Below are 19,575 nucleotides of genomic sequence, written 5' to 3' on the forward strand. Positions count from 1 at the left end.
CGTGCCGAGCGAAGGGAGTCCCTGATGTCCGAACGCCGCGAGGGTCACGTCATCCTCGGAATCAACGTGCTGACGCTCGGCTACCTGCCCGCCGCCTGGCAGAGCGAGCTGCTTCACACGCACGCGCCGACCGACCCCGACTACTGGCGGCGGATCGGAGCGCTGGCCGAGCGGGGCACGCTCGACGCCGTCTTCCTGGCCGACGGACCGATCCTCGGCAACCCCTCCTACGACGCCAACAACACGCGGCTCGACCCCACCGTCATCTGGTCGCACGTGGCCCGGGCCACCAGCCGGGTCGGCCTGATCGCCACGGCATCCACCACCTTCAACGACCCCTTCGAGCTGGCCGAGCGCCTGCTCAGCTTCGACGTGGCATCCGGTGGCCGGGCCGCCTGGAACCTGGTCACCTCGCGCGACACCGGATCGGCCAACAACTTCGGCCTCGACGAGGTGCTCGGCCGCGGCGACCGTTACGAGCGCGGCTCGGAGTTCGCCGACCTGGTGATCGCACTCTGGGAGTCGGCGCGCACCGGCGTCGACGTGGTTCACCACGGTCGCCACTTCGATCTCGAGGGCCGCCTGCACGTGGCGCCCTCGAAGCAGGGCCGCCCGGTGATCTTCCAGGCCGGCGGATCTCCCCAGGGCCGCGCGCTGGCGGGCCGCGTGGGCGACGGCGTCTTCGCGGCCGAGCTCACCAAGGAGGGCGCGATCGAGCACTACCGCGAGGTGAAGCAGAACGCCGTCGGCTTCGGGCGCTCGGCGGATGCCGTGAAGATCCTCCCCGGCCTGCTGCTCACGCTGGGCAGCACCGAGGAGGAGGCGCGCCGCCGGGTCGACGAGATCCACGACCTCGGCCCCTCGGCCTATTCGGTGCTCTGGCTCTCGCAGGCGATCGGCTATGACGTGTCGACGCTCGCGCTCGACGAGCCCTTCCCCGCCGAGCTGCTCGACGCCCCGCTCGACCCCACGGCCTTTCGGGGCAGCATCGGCTTCCGTCAGTCCATCTTCGAGCGCATCCGCCAGAGCAAGCCGACCGTGCGCGAGTACCTGCGCGAGACGCGTTACACGGGCTCCGGTCACGGCGGCTTCGTGGGCACGCCCGAACAGCTCGCCGACAAGATCGAGGACTGGTTCCAGGCCGGCGCCATCGACGGTTTCAACCTGCAGCCCGACCGGCTGATCGACCAGCTCGAGGTGATCGCCGACGAGCTCGTGCCGATCCTGCGAGCCCGCGGGCTCTACCGGCACGAGTACGAGACCGACACCTTGCGTGGCCACCTGCAGGCCTCATCCCGTACGCCCGAGTTCGCCTGATGGGCCGCGCACCGCTGAAGCTCGGCTTCGCCTTCAACCTCGGCCTCCGCGACAAGACCCCGGATGCCACGGCTCAGCTCTACGACGACGTGCTCGCCACCATCCGCTATGCCGAGCAGGTAGGCCTCGATGGCGTGTGGGTGGGCCAGCACCACTTCGACATCACGCCTGGCCCGGTTCCTTCGCCGCTCGTGCTGCTCGCCGCGGTGGCGCGCGAGACCTCGCGCATCGCGCTCGGCACCGGCATCGTCACGCTGCCCCTCGAAGACCCGCTCCGCCTGGCCGAGGATGCCGCCGTGCTCGACGTGATCACCCGCGGCCGCCTGCACCTCGGCCTCGGCACGGGCGGCGCCAACCTCGGCGCCTTCGAGGCCTGGGGGCTCGACGCCGCCGACCGGCACCGCCTCTACGACGAGAAGCTGGGCCGCCTGAACACGGCGCTGACCGGCCAGGCCCTGACGGCGCCGGCCCTGACCGGCCATTTCCCGACGGCGCAGGCCCAGCCGACGGATGCCGCGGGCCCGCGCCTGCAGCCGTATCTCCCGGGACTCCCGCGCCGCGTCTGGGAAGGCGTCACCTCCGAAGCCCGTGCCCGCGGCGCCGCGCGGGCCGACCACGGCATCCAGGTCGGCGCGTTCTTCGATCCGGCCGGGGCCGGTCAGCATCCGAAGGTCGCCGCCTACGTCGACGAGCTGGCGCGTGTGCATCCGCAGTCCGAGCCGCGGGTCGGCGCCTTCCGCTTCCTCTACCTGGGGGTGAGCAAAGACGACGTCGTGCGCGAGGTCGAGCCGGCGCTCGCGCCCAAGCTGCCGTTCCTGGCCGAGCGCGGCGCGCAGAGCGGCAACACCGCCCTGAGGGGACTTTCCGTGCGCGACTACCTCGACAGCGTGGCCATCTACGGCTCACCGGCGGACGTGGTGGACGGCATCCGGGCCGACCCGGTGCTGCGCGACTTCGGCACGCACCTCGTAGCCAACGCCTCGTTCCACGACACCTTCGATGCCGACCACGCGCGACGCCAGATCGACGCCCTGGTGGGCGAGGTCGGCCCGGCCTTGGGTTGGCGGGCGGATGCACTCGTCGGATCGGGGGCCGGCCGATGAGTGCCGCCAAGCGCGGACCTTCGGCGTCTGTGGCAGGGATGTTGGGATTGACGCATCCGCTGATCAGCAGTGCGGCTGCGTCGACCGAGGCCACGTGCAACATCCGCAAGCCCCGTAGGGGGCATGATGAGTCGACATCGTTCACTCGTTCCGCTGCGGCGGTGCCGGCGGGCCGGCTGCCGGGGCTGAATGTCGGTGGTCACTGATTGAATTAATCTCATGATAGAGATGATGGAATCGGATGCCGGCACACGGCGGCGATTCGTGGCGCGCGAGGCGTTCGACGACGACCTCTATCTGCTGGAAGACATTCGGCGTCGGAAGTCGGCGTTGGAGGGGGACGAGAGCGTAGTGGTGGCGCGGTTGTCGCGGCGTGCCCGGGGGATGACGCTGGGGCTCGACGCCGAGGAGTCGGCGCTGTGCGGGTTCGCTCGAACGGAGGAGGAGAAGCGTCTGCTGCTCGCGGAGATTGCGACGGCAGTGCGGGTGCCGGAGGGCACGGTCGGCGTGATGGTGTCGGATGCCGAGACGCTCGTCACCTCGTTGCCGCTGACGCTGGCCGCTCTGCAGGCCGGGACGATCACGGGCCGGCACGCGCATGTGATGGTGGCGCAGTGTTCAACGATCCCGCTGGAGGCGCATGGGGAGTTCGAGGCGGCGTTGCTGCCGGCCGCTTGCCGGTTGACGGTGGCGCAGTTCACCCAGCGCGCCCGCGTCTTCCGGGAACGAGTCCATCCTGACTCTCCCCGCAAGCGGCATGTGGAGGCACTGGAGCGCCGGGGTGTGTGGGTCGACCCGGCGGCGGATGGGATGGCGCAGCTGAGCGTGCTGATGCCGGCTGCGGATGCTGTGGCGATCGATGACAAGCTCGACCAGATCGCCCGCGCCCAACGCGGCGAGGGTGAGTCCCGCACGCATGCGCAGCTTCGCTGTGACGCGGCTATCGCGATGTTGCTCGACCCGGAGGGTGACATCCGCCGGGTGGGGGCGCGTGTCCGCCCGCAGGTCATCGTGACCGTGCCCGTTCTGTCTCTCCTCGGCCACACCGAGGAACCCGCTGAGCTGCACGGGTATGGTCCGATCGACTCGGTGACGGCCCGCCGGCTGACCGCGAACGCTCCCAGCGTGTCCCGCTGGCTGACCGACCCGATCACGGGGCAGAAGCTGCCGGTCGGGCGGGAGAGTTACCGGGTTCCGGCCGATCTGCGGCTCGCGCTCACGATCGAGGACGAGACGTGCCGGTTCCCAGGCTGCCGTCGCCGCGCGCAACGCTGTGAACTCGACCATGTTCACGCCTGGGCCCAGGGAGGCGAAACCTCCCACGCGAACCTCGCTAGCCTGTGTCCGAAGCATCACCACGTCAAACACGAATCCGACTGGAAAGTCACCGCCCTCCCCGGCCGGGAACTGTTATGGACATCACCGATCGGTAGGCAGCACATCACCGAACCCGCCAACCCCGCACACCCACCCTGGCTCGAACAACCACCGAAACCGGGCTCAGAAGCACCGCCGAGAGCGAGCACCGAACCACCGTCGAAGCGACCAGTGTTCCACCCGGTCGGCGCGTGACGGGCGCTGCCCAGCGCCCCACCGTTTCGACCCACGGTGTCAGGCCGCAGACCGTCGACAAGTGAGGCATAATGACATCCGTCCCTCCACTGCTCGCAGGAGAGTCCGGGGGCGAAATGGGGGATCCATGGTGCGCCGTCTCGTCGCCGTCGCTGCGGCTCTGCTGATATCCGGGTTGACCGTGCTGGGCGGTGCAGCGCCGGCCTTCGCCGACGACGTGCCATTTGATCCGATCTCCCCCACGGATTTCATGCGCGGATCGTTGGACTCGCTGGCCGTCGTGCCCGGTGAGGGAATCGTTGCGACCGGGTGGTCCTTCGATGCCCGCAACCCGGCCGCCGCGAACTGGCTCAGCGAGTTCCAGGTCCTCACCCCCGACGGGCACGCCGGATGGGCGAGTTACCTCGGCGGGGAACAGCAGCTCTCCCGGCCCGATGTGGCTGCCGCCTACCCCGACGCCGGGCCCAATCACGGATTCAGGGTGCACCTGGGTTACCTGGGCCCCGCCGGCACGTACAAGCTCTGCGCCAGGTCGAACTTCGAGGTGCTCGGATGCGGTGCCGTCACCGTTGCGGCCGAGTCCCTGTCCGGCTCCGTGGAGTCGCTCACCGTCGATTCCACCTCGCTCGACCAACCCGCCATCCGGGTGCGGGGTTGGGTGGCCGACAGCTGGGCGTCGACGGAGAATCCGCTCCGGTACACGGTTTCCCACACCGATGCCGATCCTCAATACAGCTACTCGCAGACCACCGACGGGACGTGGGCGACACTCGACCGACCCGACGTCCGCGGCGCCCATCCGGGTCTCCCCGGCGTCAAGGGTTTCGAAGAGCGGTTTCCGACCACTCGGCCGGGCGAGTACCGAGTGTGCGTGCAGGCGCAACCGCGCTTCGAGTACTCCACCAATCACCCCGCCGACATCGGCTGCGTCTCGGCGACGGTCACCGTCATGACCACCCTCACCGCACCCGCACTGACGGGCGACGCGATACCGGGGTCCACCCTCCGATTCACCCCGGCGACCTGGTCGCCGACGCCGACCCAGGAGCGCATCGCGTGGTCCAACCCCACCTGGGGTGCGCCACCCCTGCGGGTGGGTTCACTCGACTACCCGGTCACCAACGCCGACGTGGGCCGCACCATCTCGGTCGGCCAGGCGGTATCCGCTTCAGGTGTGCTGGGCGCGACGGTCGGCCTCACTTCTGCCGTCGTCACCCTCCCGGGCGTCACCACCTCGCGCCTGAGCGGCAACGACCGGTACGACGTCGCCATCGCGAACTCGCAGAGCCAGTTCCCGGATGCCGCCACCGGTGCACCCGTGGTCTACGTGGCATCCGGAGCCAAGTTCCCGGATGCCCTCTCCGCCGGACCGGCGGCGGCGAAGCAGGGGGCGGCCCTGCTGCTGACGCCACCCGATCAGATGCTCGCCTCCGTCCGGGCGGAGATGAAGCGCCTGCATCCGGCGGCGATCGTGGTGGTCGGAGGCCCGGCCACGGTCGGTGACGTGGTCGTGCGGGCACTGGAGAAGATTGCTCCCGTCACCCGGCTCGGTGGCGCCGACCGCTACGAGGTCTCGCGCGCTGTCATCGACTACGCGTTCCCCAGTGGAGCGGACTCCGCCTTCGTGGTCACCGGCAACACCTACCCGGACGCCTTGTCGGCCGGAGCGGCGGCCGGATCGGCTGGGGTTCCCGTCCTCCTGACGAACGGTGGTGCCGTCAGCGCAGACGGTGGCACCAGAGCGGCACTCGCGAAGCTCGGAGCGAAGGCGGTCACGATCGTCGGTGGCACGGCATCCGTCAACGAAGGCGTCGCCGGCTCATTGGGATCCGGCATCGCCGTGACCCGCCTGGCCGGGGCCGACCGCTACTCAGCGGCCATCGCTCTCAATCGCAGTGCCTTCGCGGCTGCCGACACCGTCTATCTCGCTACCGGTCTCACCTTTCCCGACGGGTTGTCGGTCGGCCCGCGCGCGGGAACGCAGCACGCCCCGCTGTATCTCGTCGACGGAACGTGCGTACCGCAAGACGTGCTCGCGGACATCCAATCGCTCCACGCCACGAAGATCGTGCTCCTCGGCGGATATGCGAGCATCCAGTCATCGCTGGAGGGGCTCTATGCGTGTGGCTGATGACCAGAGGGGCGGGGCGCTTCAGGTGGTCGGCTGAGGCCGGGTGCCCCGGTTGCGGCGGTCTCGCCGGCCACACGCACGGATCAGTCGCGCGCGTCGGCGACGTCCCGTGCCTTCAGATAGCGGTACGTCGAGACGGGATGCGTGACCAGCACCACCTTGCCGCGCGAGTGTAGCTTGTCGAGGTCGGCGTAGGCCAGAGCGACGTCGCCGAGCGGATACAACCCGGAGATGAGCAGACTGAAGGCCCGCTTGTCGGCGAGGTCGACGAGGGTTGCCAGCTGCTCGGTTCCGTGCGCGATGGACTCCGGATCGTCGCGAAGCAGCTTCAGCTCAAGGTCGCGGCGATCCGCACTCGACCGGTACCGGGCGCTCGGCACCCCCAGCTCGCGCGCGAGCTCGTGCCCGTCTTGACCGAAGTTGTCGATGTAGGCCGTCACACCCTGAGGGGCCGCCGCGCGGATGCGGTCCGCGATACCCGGCCCGTACTTCACCGGCACGATGCCGAGCTGGCGCAGGTAGTCGAAGTTGCGGTCGCCACAGGTTCCGATCACCGTCGCCCCGCGATGCTTGGCCAACTGCACCTCGATGCTGCCGACCGCCCCGGCGGCGGCCGAGACCACGATGGTGTCGCCCGCACCGACGTGCAACTCGTCGAGCGTGTCCAGCGCCGTCACACCGGCGAGATACAGCCCGCCCGCGGTCTCCCAGGTGACACCCTTGGGCTTCCGCACGAGAGCGGTCGCGGGAACCGTGAGATACGTCGAGTGGGCACCGGATCGCACGTGCCCGACCACCTCGGAGCCACGCGGAAAGCGCGCATCCGTCGTGTCGACCACGATGCCCGCGAAGTCGCTGCCCGACCGGCGCGGAAACGGCTCGTCCGCCCAGTCGTCCTCCCGGCCGCTGCGGATGAAGCCGTCGATGTGACTGATGCCGCTGACGATCACCTCGACGGTGACCTCGCCCGGCAGCGGCGGTCGCAGGGGGCGCGTGCGACGGTGCAGCACCTCCGAGTCGCCGACTTCGTTGTACTCGATGACACTGGTCTCACTTGGCTTCTTCACCGTGACCACCTCGATCCTGCCCTCAGGCTACGGAGCCTGGCCGCCCCCGTCCAGTGCTATCGGGAGGATCGCCCCCAGCAGTGCCCGGGTGACCGGGCTGCGGTCGGGGGAGAACAGGTCGTGGGCGTCGAAGACGTCGACCAGACGACCCGCCTCGAGCACCCCGATGCGGTCGCAGACGAACTCGATCACGGCCAGGTTGTGGCCGATGAACAGGTAGGTGAGGTCGAGTCGTTCGCGCAGATCGAGCAGCAGGTTCAGGATGGTCGCCTGCGTCGACACATCCAGTGCCGAGGTGGGCTCGTCGAGGATGAGCAGTTCCGGTTCGAGCGCGAGAGCGCGCGCGATGCCGATGCGCTGGCGCTGACCGCCCGAGAGCTCGTGCGGGTAGCGGTCGAAGTACGCGGCGGGCAGACCGACCAGATCCAGGACCTCGGATGCCCGTGCCCGGCCCTCGCGCACCGAGCGTGCCTTGCCGAAACGTACGACAGGGCGAACGATCTGCTCGCCGACGGTGACCCGGGGGTTCAGCGAGCTCGTCGCATCCTGGAACACGTACTGGAACCGGGGGCGCACGGCCCGCAGTGCCCGGCCCGTGAGGGTCGAGAGCGGCGACCCGTCGAAGTCGACCGTGCCGGAGCTCACGGGCAGCAGGCCGCCGGCCAGCCGCGCGAAGGTCGACTTGCCCGATCCGCTCTCCCCGATCAGACCGAACACCTCGCCCCGGCGGATCTCGAGCGAGACCTCATCGACCGCCAGGAACGAGCGCCTCGACTGCCCCGTGCCGATGCCGCCCACCACGAACTCCTTGCGCACGCGCTCGGCGGTGAGGATGGGGGCGGAGGCCGCACGGTGCCCTTCGGCGGAGACGGGCTGCGTTCCTGGCACCGCGGCCGGACCTGGCCTCACCCCCAGCCGTCGCGGCTGCCCCGCGCGCTCGAGCGCGAAGCGCGTGCCGATCTCCGGCACCGCGTCGATCAGCGTGCGCGTGTACGCATCCTGCGGCGCCGACAGCACCGACGAGCGCGGCCCCTGCTCGACGAGCCGCCCCTCCTTCATCACCGCCACCCGGTCGGCCACGTACGACACCACCCCGAAGTCGTGCGTGATGATCAGCAGCGAGCTGCCGGTCTCGGCGATCACACTCCGCAGCAGGTCGAGGATCTGCTTCTGGATGACCGCGTCCAGCGCCGTCGTCGGCTCGTCGGCGATCAGCAGCGCGGGCTGCGAGAGACTGGCGATCGCGATCATCACGCGCTGCCGCATGCCCCCGCTCAGCTCGTGCGGATATGCGGCCAGAACCCGGGGCGCATCCGTGATTCCCACGTGCCCGAGCCACTCGGCGGCGATCTGCTCCTGCTGCGCCCGCCGGGTGCCGGGGCGGTGGATGCCGATGATCTCCCGCAGCTGGTTGCCGACCTTGAACGACGGATCCAGCGACGCCAGCGGGTTCTGGAAGACCATTCCCACGCGGGCGCCGCGGTAGCTCCGCAGCGCGTTCGAGCCGAGCCCCACCAGTTCGTCGCCGCCCAGCCGGATCGAGCCGCCCGCGATGCGCGCGTCATCCGGGAGCAGTCCGAGGATCGAGGCGGCGGTGATGCTCTTGCCCGATCCGGATTCGCCGACGAGCGCGAACGACTCGCCGGGTGCGATCGAGAAGCCGATGCCGTCGACGACCCGCGTCGCGCTCTCGCCGGTGCCGAACTCGACGACGAGATCGGTCACCTCCAGGGCCGGCACCGGGAGCGCCCGCGATTCTTCGCGCCGGGGCGCGATGTCCAGATCCGTCACGACTGCGACCTCCTCTTGTGCGGGTCGAACACGTCGTTCAGCCCGTCTCCCAGCCAGTTGAAGGCGAGGGCCACCACGAGCACCACGAGCCCGGGCAGCAGCGCCACGGTCACGTTTCCCGAGATGATGACCTTCGCGCCCTCCGAGATCATCCGCCCCCAGTCGGCCGCGGGCGGCTGCACACCGATGCCGAGCGCACTGATGCTCGACGAGAACACGATCATCGCGCCCACCAGTCCCGTGGCGTAGACCACGATCTGCCCGGCCACGTTCGGCAGCACCTCGCGGAACAGGATCGACCAGAAGCCGGCGCCCAGCGACACCGCCGCCTCGACGTACTCCCGCCCGCGATGCCGCTTCACCTCGGCGAACACGATCCGGGTCACGTACGGCGTCGCCACGAACACGATCGCGAGCACCACGACCAGCAGCCCCGGTCCCAGGATGATCGCGAAGGCGAGCGCGGCGATGATCACCGGGAAGGCGAACATCACGTCGATCGAGCGCATGATCAGGCCGGCCGCGCGGTCGTTCGCGAACCCCGCGGTCAGCGCCAGAGCGCTCCCGACCAGGGTCGAGGCCACCACGGCGATCAAGGAGACGAGCATCGAGGTGCGCCCGCCCCAGATCAGCCGGCTCAGGATGTCGCGCCCCTGCTCGTCGGTGCCGAGCAGGAACCCGGGGGAGCCGACGGGCAGGTACTTCTGGGAGGCGTCGCCCGCGACCGGATCGTAGGGCGCGATCAGCGGCGCGAACACGGCGAGCAGCACGAACACGGCGATGATCGCCAGCGCGATCACCACCTGCGCGTTGACCCGGGCGCGGGAGCGACGGCGACGGCCGGAGCGGCCACCCGGCTCCCGTCCCGGACCGGTCAGTGCCGCGACCGCCTCGCCGGCCGGTCTCTGCAGAACGCTCATCCGTTCACCTCGTCAATCGGGGGTTGAGGGCATCGACCGCGATGTCGGTCACCAGGTTGACCACGAGGTAGACGAGTGCGATCAGCACCACGCCACCCTGGATCAGGGGGTAGTCCTTGCCGTTCACGGCGTTTAGCAGCTGGGTGCCGATGCCGGGCCAGTTGAACACGCTCTCCACGAACAAGACTCCGGTGAGCAGGGTGCCGATCTCGAGGCCGATGATGTTCACCACGGGCGGCAGGATGTTGCGCCCCACGTGCTTGCCGAGGAGGGTGAGTCGTCCCGCCCCCTGCGACTGGAAGGTCTTGTAGTAGTCGGAGTGCGACTCCTGCACGATGCCGATGCGCGTGAACCGCGCCAGCACGAGCATCGAGATCAGCGCCGCCGAGATGCCCGGCAGGATGAGGTGGGCCAGCAGGTCGCCGAGCCCGCCGCCGTTCCGCGACTGCATCCCGCTCACCGGCAGCCACTTCAGCTGCAGGGCGAAGATCCAGATCAGGATGAGGCCGAACCAGTACACCGAGAGGTTCGACCCCACCTGCACGAAGAGCATCGAGAAGCGGTCGGCCGCGCGCCGGTGGTTGGCGCCGGCGATGGTGCCGATGGTGATGCCCACCACCGCACAGATCAGCACGCCGGCCACGGTCAGCACGATCGTGTTGAGGAAGTTCGGCCAGAGCACGTCGAACACCGGCGCATCCTGCACGATCGACTTCCCGCCGCCGGCCACGAACAGGTCGGCGACCCACTTCAGGTACTGCTGCCAGAGGGGCAGATTGAGGCCATAGGAGTCCCTGATGGCCTCGATCTGCTCCGGCGAGAACGTTCGAGCGAACTGCCCCTGGATGGGGTCGCCCGGCGTCAGCCTTCCGATAAGGAAGGTGAGCACCGAGACGATCAGGAGCACGGGCAGGATGTTCGCCAGTCTCCAGCCGATGTGCTTGAGCGTTCCCATGGTGATAGATCCGCCTCGGTCAGTTCGCCAGCCACACCTTCGACAGGTCGTACCAGTTGGTGGCCGGCCAGTCGAAGCCGCGCACGTTCGAGCCGAGCGCGTAGTAGCGGGTGAGGTTGACGGTCGGGATGACTACAGCGTCGTTCCGCAGGGTCTCCTCCGCGGTCTTCCAGAGGCCGATGCGGGCATCCGGATCGGCCGTGGTCGCGGCCGCCTGGATGGCGCTCGTGATGTCGGGGAAGTCGGCCGGGTTCAGGCCCTTGCCGGCGAGGCCGTTGAAGCCCTGCGACAGCCACTCGGCGTAAGTTCCGCCGTACTCGTCCAGGCTCAGTCCGTCGCCCTCCTCGGGGCCGTAGGCGCGGGCGATGTAGCTCGTGCGGTCCAGGCTCACGATCTCGACGTCGACGCCGATCTGCTTGTACTCCGACTGCAGCCACTCGGCCGTGTTCTGGTTGGCCACGTCCACCACGATGGTGAACTTCAGGTCGCCCTCGCCGTAGCCGGCCTGCTTCAGCAGGTCGATCGCCTTGGCCGGGTCGTACTCGAAGTCGCGCACATCCGGGTCGTAGGCTTCGTTGCCCGGGGGCTGGAAGCTGTATTGCGGTTCGGCGTAGCCGTTGTAGAGCTCGTCGGCCAGCTTCTGGCGGTCCAGGCCGTAGATCAGCGCCTGGCGCACCTTCTCGTCGGCGAAGGCCGGGTTCTTGAAGTTGTACGAGATGTACAGCAGCGACGAGCCGGTGCCCTCGGGAACCTGGAAGCCCTGGTCTTCGAGGGTCTGCACGTCCTCCGGCTGCACGTAGCTGATCAGGTCGAGCTCGCCGGAGAGCAGCGAGGCCAGGCGGGTCTGGTTGTTCGGGATGATCCGGAACGTCAGCGAGTCGAGGTACGGCTCGTCGCCCCAGTAGCCGTCGAACTTCTTGAGCTCGATCCGGTCGCCGATGGTGCGCGACACGAACTCGTACGGGCCGGTGCCGTCGGGGTGATCGGCGAAACCGTCGTTGCCGTACTGCTCCCACACCGCCGGGTTGCCGATGGCGAGGGTGCTCATCGACTGCGCCAGGATGCGCGGGAAGCCGAGGAAGGGCTCGGAGAACTGGAACTGGTAGGTGTGGTCGTCGACCACGGTGCCGCTGGTCAGCGTGCCGAACCAGGTGGCCAGCTTCTTGGCGCTGTTCTCGTCGTAGAACTCGTACGTGGGGTCGCTGATGCGGCGAACGTTCTTGTCCAGCGCCTCGGCGTCGAAGGGGCTGCCGTCGTGGAAGGTGACGCCCTCCCGCAGGTCGAAGGTCCAGGTGGTGCCGTCGTCGCTGACCGACCAGTCGGTGGCGAGGGCGGGCTGGATCTCGGTGGGATCGGTGGCGCCGCTGGTGTCCTCCCGGGTCAGCCCCTCGAAGATGTTGCGGGTGACGCGGTAGGTCTCCCAGTAGCCCTGCCGGTGCGGGTCGAGCGCCAGCGGCTCCAGGTAGAGCCCCACCACCAGGTCGCCGCCGTACTGCGGGGTCTGGTCGCCGGCCGCAGCGGCATCCGTGCCCCCCGCGCCCGCCGGTGCCGAGCATCCGCTCAGCACCACTGCCGCCGCGAGGATCGCCGCTCCTACCCCCAGCCATCTCTTCGTTCTCATGCCGAGAACCGTCCTTTCCATCGTCGTTCGCGATGAAGCCGTGTGCCTCGCTGGACACGCTAGGACGCGGGATGCCGGCCCCGGAAAGCGCCCGGTAACACGAGCGCCCTTTGCGTAACCTGGGCCTCGAATCCGCGCCAGTGTTACCTCGTTTGACGCCCGTGTGCGCTCCTCGCGCGTCACCGGGCGATGGCGTCGAGCCGTCGTCGGGGCCTGAGCGAGAAGCGTGCGGGGGCGTGCGGGGCGTCGTCGTCTTCGGTGAGGTCGGCGAGGATGCGGCCGATCGTGGGCACGAACGCGAAGTCGCGCTCGGAGACGCCGGCGCCCACGACGACGGGGCCGATCCGATCGATCACGAATTGCCCGTCGGCGGTGCGCAGCGAGGTCGTCTGGGTCTCGGTGTACGCGCCGGCGTCGGCCCCGGGCACCCAGTCGCGCGCGTAGCGCTGGGCGGCGGCGCGCTGGCGGGGATCGGCTCGGGAGGGGCCCGCATCCGGATCGACGGCCTTGCCGGCGGCAGCCCAGGTGAGGGCCACCGACCCGTCGTTCTCCACCGCCTCGAGGGCGCCGTGCCAGAACCGGTAGCGGCGGCTCGCCGGATCGGGGTGGTGGGCGATCACGGGCCAGGCTCCGGATGCCGCGTCGAGGCGTTCATGGGTGGAACGCTGCCGGCGCACCGCTGCCATGTCGGGCAGCGCGATGATCCGCTCGAGCAGTTTGCTCGTCCAGGCCCCGACGGCCACCACGGCGCGGCGGGCGATGACCTGCTCCGGCTCGCCGATCGTCTCGCCGTGCTCGTCGACCCGCTCGAGGTCGGCGCTCACCTCGTCATCGCCGAGCACGCGCAGGCGGGTGACGCGGGTTCCTGTCCGTGTCGTCGCGCCGTGAGCGGATGCCGACTCCTGCAGGGCGTGGAGGGTTGCGTCCGTATCGACCTGGCCGGCCTGGGGGGTGAAGAGTACGTGGCCGTCGAAGCGTATGCCCGGCCAGCGCTTCTCGGCCTCTATGGGATCGAGGGCCTCGGCGTCGATGCCGAACAGCGGCAGCCGCTCCGCGAGCTCGTCGAGGTCGGGCACGAAGCCGTGCATCACGCCGCCGGTGGGGCGCACGAGCCCGCGCGCGGTCTCCGCTTCGAGGTCGTGCCAGTGCGGCAGGGCCTCCCGCAGCATCGCCAGGCGCACCGGGTCGTTGTGCACCAGGGCGAACGGGTGCGCGCCGCGCGCCGGTGCCGCTGCCGGGGCCGCGTCCTGTTCCACGAGCAGCACCTCGGCGTCCCGCCGTGCGAGGTGCCACGCCGCCGCCGAGCCGATCCCACCCGCGCCCACGATCAGAGTGTCGACATGTGTAGCCATCCTCCGAGGCTAAGAAGACCGCGCCCGCGCAGCATCCGCCCCGACACACTGTTACCGCTACCCCGACACACTGTTACGCCCGCGCCCGAGCCCATGCCTGCGCTTCGCGTAGCCAGCCCCTCCAATCGACAAGTCGCGAATGGCCCTCATGAGCGCCCGATAGGGGCCTTCGGGACTTGTCGACGAGGGTGGGAGAGGGGGCTAGACGGCCTCGAGGATGATGGCGGAGCCCTGGCCTCCGCCGCCGCAGATACCTGCGGCGCCGAGGGAGCCGGGGCCGGAGGCCGCGAGGCGGCGCGCGAGCGTGCCGACGATACGGGTGCCGGAGGCGCCGATCGGGTGGCCGAGCGCGATGGCGCCACCGTGCGCGTTCACGATCGCGGGATCGACGCCGAGCGTCCGGGTGGAGTGCACCGACACGGCCGCGAAGGCCTCGTTGATCTCCACCGCCGCGAGGTCACCGACCGTGTGCGTGGTCTTCGCCAGCGCCGCCTGGATGGCGTTCGCGGGCTGCGCGTGCAGCGAGACGTCCGGGCCGGCCACGAAGGCGTGCATCAGCACGCGGGCCAGGGGCGCGAGACCCCGAGCGGATGCCGCGGCCTCGCTCATCAGCACCACGGCGGCCGCGCCATCCGTGATCTGCGAGGAGTTGCCGGCCGTGATGGTGCCGCCCGCGCCGAACGCGGGCCGCAGACCGGCCAGCGACTCGGTGGTGGTGTCGGCGCGCAGGCCGTCGTCGGCCGAGACCACGGTGGGGCCCTTGCGGCCCGGTACCTCGAAGGGCACGATCTCGCCCTCGTGGAACGAAGCCGACGCGGCGAGGCGCTGGTGCGAGGCCGCGGCGGCCGCATCCTGCTCTTCTCGCGTGAGGGCCAGGCTCGCATTGCGTTCCTCGGTCGACGAGCCCATCGAGCGCTTCTCGAAGGCGTCCGTCAGCCCGTCGTGGTCCATCGTGTCGATCAGTTCGATGGCGCCGTAGCGCTTGCCGGCGCGGGATCCCGACCAGGCGTGCGGTGCCAGCGTCATCGACTCCTGCCCCACGGCCACCACGATCTCGGCCTCTCCGGCCTCGATCAGGCGCACCCCGGCCACGATCGCCTCGGTGCCCGAGAGGCACACGGCGTTCAGCGTGATGGCGGGCGTGGAGAGCGGGATGCCGGCGCCGACGGCCGACTGGCGGCCCGGGTTCTGCCCGGCCCCGCCCTGCAAGACCTGCCCGGCGTAGACGTGGTCGACCTCGGAGGCCTCCACCTCGGCGCGCTCGAGGGCGGCCGTGATGGCCGCGGCCCCGAGGGCGGTGGCGGGCACCGTCGCGAACTGGCCGTCGAACTTCACGAACGGGGTGCGGGCGTAGCCCACGATGACCGTGCTCACGCGGAGACCTCCTCGGGTGCGGCGGAGGTGCCCGCATCCGGGTCCAGGATGCCCGTCTCCAGCTCCACGGTGAAGCCGGCGCCGGTCTTCTTCCGCAGTTCCTCGATCGTCACCCCGGGCGCGACCGCGCGCAGCACGAGGGCGGCGTCGACGACGTCGAAGACCGCGAGGTCGCTGATGATGCGGTCGACCACCCCGGCCCCCGTGAGCGGCAGGTCGCACGACGCCACGATCTTGGGGCTGCCGTCCTTCGCCACGTGCTCGGTCACGACGATCACGCGGGGTGTGCCGGCGACGAGATCCATCGCCCCGCCCATGCCCTTCACGAGCTTGCCCGGGATGGTCCAGTTGGCGAGGTCCCCGTTCCCCGCCACCTGCAGCGCGCCCAGCACGGCCTTCGCCACGTGCCCGCCGCGGATCATCCCGAACGAGGTCGCCGAGTCGAAGTAGCTGCCGCCCGGCAGCAGCGTGACCGTCTGCTTGCCGGCGTTGATCAGGTCGGCGTCCTCTTCTCCCTCGTACGGGAAGGGGCCCATGCCGAGCAGGCCGTTCTCGCTCTGCAGTGTCACCCGCACTCCCGGGGGCAGATGGTTGGCCACGAGGGTGGGGATGCCGATCCCCAGGTTCACGTATTCGCCGTCGCTCAGTTCGCCGGCGGCTATGGCCGCCATCTCGTCGCGGGTCCAGGGCATGGTGCGGTCTCCTTGATCTCGGGGTGCGCTGATGTCAGGGTGCGCTCAGGCCACCGCGGCGGTGCGCGGCCGGGTGGTGCGCTGCTCGATGTCCTTCTCGCGGGGTACGGCTGTGACGAGCCGCTGCACGAAGATGCCGGGGGTGACGATGGCGTTCGGGTCGAGGAATCCGTCGACCACCTCTTCGGCCTCGGCGATGGTGACGCGCCCCGCGGTCGCCACCAGCGGGTTGAAGTTGCGGGCGGTGTGGCGGTAGATCAGGTTCCCCTCGGAGTCGGCGCGCCAGGCGTGCACGAGCGCGACGTCGGCCACGATCCCGCGCTCGAGCAGGTAGGTCTCGCCGTCGAACTCGGCCAGCGGTTTGCCCTCGGCCACCGGGGTGCCGACCCCGGTCTTCGTGTAGAAGCCCGCGATTCCGGCACCGCCTGCCCGCAGCCGCTCGGCGAGCGTGCCCTGCGGGGCGAACTCGACCTCGAGCTCGCCGTCCAGGTACTGCTGGGCGAAGAGCTTGTTCTCGCCCACATAGCTCGCGATCACCTTCGCCACCTGCTTGTTCTCGAGCAGCAGGCCGAGGCCCTTGCCGTCGACGCCCATGTTGTTCGACACGATCGTGAGGCCGGTCGCTCCGGTGTCGCGCAGCGCCTCGATCAGGTCGGTCGGGTTCCCGCTCAGGCCGAAGCCGCCCACGGCGACGACGGATCCGTCGCGCACGGTCTCGTGCAGGGCCTCGGCGGCGCTCAACCACAGTTTCGACATGGGCACTCCTTCGTGACAGACGATCGTCGGCCGTCCGCATGTCCACTTAGTGGTCGCCGGGCGTGCCGTGTCCTTCACGCTAGAAGGGCCAACGGATGCTGTCAAAGCGGTTCTGGCGCGACATCCGTTGATCTTTTGCAGTGTGGTGTGCGCACGCCACTATGCTCACAATATGGACAAGACGACGCGCGGACGGCCGGATCCCGTCCGGGGAGCCCAGCTCGTCTCCCGGGTGGGCCGGGTGCTGAAAGTGGTGTCCGAGCATCCGGACGGCGCCTCGGCGGCCGCCGTCGCCCACGCCACCGGGTTCACCCGCCCCACCACGCACCGGCTGCTCACCTCGCTCGCGGCCGAGGGCTTCCTCGACCACGACACCCGGCGCGGCCGGTGGTTCCTGGGGCCCGAGCTGTACCTGCTCGGATCCCTCGCCGCCGACCGATACGACATCTCGGATGCGGCCCGCGAGAGCGTGCGCCTGCTCGCCCGGGAGACCGGTGAGAGCGCGTTCCTCTCGGCGCGGCGGGGGAACGAGACCGTGTGCCTGCTGCGCGAAGACGGCAGTTTCCCCATCCGCTCGTTCGTGCTGCACGAGGGGGTGCGCTTCCCGCTCGGTGTGGCCTCGGCCGGACTCGCCATCCTTTCGTACCTGCCCGACGAGGAGATCGACGACTACCTCGACGGCTCGCCGCTGGTGGCCGAATGGGGCCCGCAGCACGACTCGGGTGCCGTGCGCGAGCGGATCGCGGCCACCCGCGAGACGGGGTACGCCGTGAACCCGGCCCTCATCCTCGAGGGCAGCTGGGGAATGGGCGCCGCCGTCTTCGACGAGGCCGGCCGCCCCGCCTGGGCGCTCAGCCTCACAGGCATCGAGTCCCGCTTCCGCCCGGACCGGCAGCCCGAACTCGGCCATGTGCTGTTGGAGCAGGCCCACTTAGTTTCGCAACGACTCACGTCGTCGCGAAACTAAGCCCGCCTGGTGCGCCGCCGCCCCTGCGGCGCACGGTGCGGCGCGTGATGACGCTCGCGAGTTGGCCGCCCTCACGCCGCCGAAGCGACGTACACGCCGCCGCTTCGGCGGGGTGGGAGGCACTGAGGCGGTGATGCCTAGAATTCTGGGATGCCCGTCATCCCCATCCGCGACCTCGACGATCCACGGCTGGCGGATTACGCGCACGCCACCGACGTGGCCCTGAAGAACGCTCGGCGCAGCGAAGCGGGGCGGGAGCACGGGCTGTACCTGGCCGAATCGCTGCTGGTGCTCGAGCGGGCGCTGCGGGCGGGGCACGTTCCGCGCTCGGTGCTCGCGCTCGGCTCGAGCGAGCACGAGGCCGTGGCGGCGCTCGCCGCGGCCGGACACGACGACGTGCCGGTGTTCGTGGGGCCCGGCGAGGTGCTGGCCGAGCTGACCGGCTACATCCTGCATCGCGGTCTGATCGCCTCGATGCACCGCCCGGCGCTGCTGCCTCCAGAAGCCCTGCTCGCCGGCGGTGCCACCGGCCCCGGCTCAGAACCTCGGCGCATCGTCGTGATCGAGAACGTGGTCGACCCCACCAACGTGGGCGCCATCTTCCGCTCGGCCGGAGCGATTGGGGCCGACGCGGTGCTAGTCACCCCGCGCTGCTCCGATCCCTTCTACCGGCGGGCCATCCGGGTCAGCATGGGCACCGTGCTGCAGGTGCCGTGGACACGCGCGGGAGAGTGGGACGAGCTCGGGCCGCTGCTGCGCGAGCACGGCTTCCACACGGCGGCGCTCGCCCTGACTTCGGATGCCGTGAGCCTGCGCGACTTCGAAGCCCGCCTCCCCGAGAAGATCGCGCTGGTGCTCGGCGCCGAGGGTGAGGGGCTGACGCCCGAGGCCATCGCCGCCGCCGACACCGTGGTGCAGATCCCGATGCTGCACGGCATCGACTCGCTGAACGTCGCCGCGGCCAGCGCGGTCGCGATGTGGGCGGTGTCGCGCGAGCGCTGAACGCTGAACGCTCAGCCGAGCCCGTCGAGGTAGCGCAGCAGGATGCCCTCGCGCAGCGCCCACGGCGACACCTCGAGCTCCTCCACGTCGTAGAGCTTCATCACCGAGTGCAGCACCACGGCGCCGGCCACGATCTGGAAGGTGCGATCGGGCGTGATGCCGGGCAGGGCCTGCCGCGCCTCGGCCGGGATCTGCCCGAGCCGCGGGATCCAGTCCTTGAGGTCGGCCCGGCGCAGCGAGACCGTCGGCTCGCCGGAACCCGACGGATTGGGCCGGGTCGAGCCCGCGAGCCGGGCCAGCGAGCGGATCGTCTTCGACGACCCGACCACGTGCTGGAAGGGAGGCATTTCGGCGAACAGCGGCAGAGCATCCGCCCGCATCACCGCCCGCGAGTGCGCGCGCAGCTCGAGCATCTGCTCGGGCGTCGGCGGATCGTCCGGAAAGAACTGGATCGTCGTGCGGCCGGCGCCGAGCGGCAGCGACACGGCGACCTCGGGGTACTCGTCCGAGCCCGCCGCGATCTCCAGCGAACCGCCGCCGATGTCGAACAGCAGGATGTTGCCCGACGACCAGCCGTACCAGCGCCGGATGGCCAGGAACGTCAGGCGCCCCTCGTCTTCTCCGGTCAGCACGCCGAGCTTCACGCCGGTCTCGGCCTCGATCCGCGCGAGCACGGCCTCGCCGTTCGCCGCTTCACGCAGCGCCGAGGTGGCCATCGGCAGCAGCTCCTCGATGCCCTCGCGGCGCGCGACCTCCATCGCCGCGGCGATCGCGCCGATGATGGCGAGCACGCCCTCTTCGCTGATGCTGCCGTCGGCCTGCAGGTACCGCATCAGCCGCAGCACCGACTTGTGCGAGGCGGCCGGCACGGGCCGGGCCCCCGGATGCGCGTCGACCACGATCAGATGAACCGTGTTGGATCCCACATCGAGTACACCGAGTCGCACCCTCCGAC

The 19,575-nt window shown here is 70.1% G+C and carries 16 protein-coding genes; 6 read left to right on the top strand and 10 right to left on the bottom strand.

All coding sequences use genetic code 11. The features are described 5' to 3' along the window. The first annotated feature begins 24 nt into the window (after positions 1 to 24). The 4 genes from ACN4JJ_RS02090 to ACN4JJ_RS02105 all read left to right on the top strand — a co-directional run bounded on the left by ACN4JJ_RS02090 (position 25) and on the right by ACN4JJ_RS02105 (position 6,123). Entirely contained in the window at positions 25 to 1,317 is a 1,293-nt protein-coding gene (locus ACN4JJ_RS02090; RefSeq protein ID WP_440708249.1) for an LLM class flavin-dependent oxidoreductase, read from the top strand. Next, positions 1,317 to 2,420, top strand: a complete 1,104-nt coding sequence (locus ACN4JJ_RS02095; protein WP_440708250.1) for an LLM class flavin-dependent oxidoreductase — start codon at positions 1,317 to 1,319, stop codon at positions 2,418 to 2,420. The genes ACN4JJ_RS02090 and ACN4JJ_RS02095 overlap by 1 nt, the downstream gene beginning before the upstream one ends. Positions 2,421 to 2,639: 219 nt before the next feature. After that, a complete protein-coding gene (locus ACN4JJ_RS02100; RefSeq protein ID WP_440708251.1) occupies positions 2,640 to 3,992 on the top strand; it encodes an HNH endonuclease signature motif containing protein in 1,353 nt (450 codons plus the stop codon). Positions 3,993 to 4,119: 127 nt separating this feature from the next. Further along, positions 4,120 to 6,123: a cell wall-binding repeat-containing protein gene (locus ACN4JJ_RS02105; RefSeq protein WP_440708252.1), complete on the top strand. Its 2,004-nt coding sequence runs from the start codon at positions 4,120 to 4,122 to the stop codon at positions 6,121 to 6,123. A gap of 83 nt (positions 6,124 to 6,206) precedes the next feature. Here the strand turns inward: ACN4JJ_RS02105 and ACN4JJ_RS02110 are convergent, their stop codons facing one another. The 9 genes from ACN4JJ_RS02110 to ACN4JJ_RS02150 all read right to left on the bottom strand — a co-directional run bounded on the left by ACN4JJ_RS02110 (position 6,207) and on the right by ACN4JJ_RS02150 (position 16,651). Then, the gene (locus ACN4JJ_RS02110) at positions 6,207 to 7,190 is read right to left on the bottom strand and encodes an NADP-dependent oxidoreductase (protein ID WP_440708253.1); all 984 of its coding nucleotides are present in this window, start codon (positions 7,188 to 7,190) and stop codon (positions 6,207 to 6,209) included. A gap of 27 nt (positions 7,191 to 7,217) precedes the next feature. Then, positions 7,218 to 8,981 carry a dipeptide ABC transporter ATP-binding protein gene (locus ACN4JJ_RS02115; protein WP_440708254.1) on the bottom strand — a complete coding sequence of 588 codons (1,764 nt, stop codon included), beginning with the start codon at positions 8,979 to 8,981 and terminating at the stop codon, positions 7,218 to 7,220. Continuing rightward, on the bottom strand, positions 8,978 to 9,901 hold the full coding sequence (locus tag ACN4JJ_RS02120; protein ID WP_440708255.1) for an ABC transporter permease: 924 nt from the start codon (positions 9,899 to 9,901) through the stop codon (positions 8,978 to 8,980). Before ACN4JJ_RS02120 ends, ACN4JJ_RS02115 begins: the two co-directional genes overlap by 4 nt. A gap of 4 nt (positions 9,902 to 9,905) precedes the next feature. Next, complete coding sequence (locus ACN4JJ_RS02125; RefSeq protein ID WP_440708256.1) at positions 9,906 to 10,856, bottom strand: ABC transporter permease; 951 nt, start codon at positions 10,854 to 10,856, stop codon at positions 9,906 to 9,908. 19 nt (positions 10,857 to 10,875) lie between these two features. Further along, the gene (locus tag ACN4JJ_RS02130; RefSeq protein ID WP_440708257.1) at positions 10,876 to 12,477 is read right to left on the bottom strand and encodes an ABC transporter substrate-binding protein; all 1,602 of its coding nucleotides are present in this window, start codon (positions 12,475 to 12,477) and stop codon (positions 10,876 to 10,878) included. Positions 12,478 to 12,656: 179 nt separating this feature from the next. Further along, positions 12,657 to 13,829: an FAD-dependent oxidoreductase gene (locus ACN4JJ_RS02135; protein WP_440708258.1), complete on the bottom strand. Its 1,173-nt coding sequence runs from the start codon at positions 13,827 to 13,829 to the stop codon at positions 12,657 to 12,659. Between the two features lie 201 nt (positions 13,830 to 14,030). Continuing rightward, entirely contained in the window at positions 14,031 to 15,203 is a 1,173-nt protein-coding gene (locus ACN4JJ_RS02140; protein ID WP_440708259.1) for an acetyl-CoA C-acyltransferase, read from the bottom strand. Next, positions 15,200 to 15,895, bottom strand: coding sequence for a CoA transferase subunit B (locus tag ACN4JJ_RS02145; RefSeq protein ID WP_440708260.1), 696 nt, complete (start codon positions 15,893 to 15,895; stop codon positions 15,200 to 15,202). The genes ACN4JJ_RS02140 and ACN4JJ_RS02145 overlap by 4 nt, the downstream gene beginning before the upstream one ends. A gap of 45 nt (positions 15,896 to 15,940) precedes the next feature. Further along, positions 15,941 to 16,651, bottom strand: coding sequence for a CoA transferase subunit A (locus ACN4JJ_RS02150; RefSeq protein ID WP_440708261.1), 711 nt, complete (start codon positions 16,649 to 16,651; stop codon positions 15,941 to 15,943). 172 nt (positions 16,652 to 16,823) lie between these two features. On the opposite strand from ACN4JJ_RS02150, the gene ACN4JJ_RS02155 reads away from it, so the two are divergent. Together ACN4JJ_RS02155 and ACN4JJ_RS02160 are read left to right on the top strand one after the other, a co-directional pair. Continuing rightward, complete coding sequence (locus tag ACN4JJ_RS02155) at positions 16,824 to 17,618, top strand: IclR family transcriptional regulator (protein WP_440708262.1); 795 nt, start codon at positions 16,824 to 16,826, stop codon at positions 17,616 to 17,618. A gap of 150 nt (positions 17,619 to 17,768) precedes the next feature. Then, positions 17,769 to 18,620 (top strand): TrmH family RNA methyltransferase, encoded by an 852-nt coding sequence (locus ACN4JJ_RS02160; protein ID WP_440708263.1) that lies wholly within the window; start codon positions 17,769 to 17,771, stop codon positions 18,618 to 18,620. Positions 18,621 to 18,631: 11 nt separating this feature from the next. Here the strand turns inward: ACN4JJ_RS02160 and ACN4JJ_RS02165 are convergent, their stop codons facing one another. Next, positions 18,632 to 19,567 (bottom strand): Ppx/GppA family phosphatase, encoded by a 936-nt coding sequence (locus ACN4JJ_RS02165; RefSeq protein ID WP_440708264.1) that lies wholly within the window; start codon positions 19,565 to 19,567, stop codon positions 18,632 to 18,634. Between the last annotated feature and the right edge of the window lie 8 nt (positions 19,568 to 19,575).

The organism is Herbiconiux dendrobii, assembly GCF_052048175.1.
Taxonomy (GTDB): domain Bacteria; phylum Actinomycetota; class Actinomycetes; order Actinomycetales; family Microbacteriaceae; genus Herbiconiux.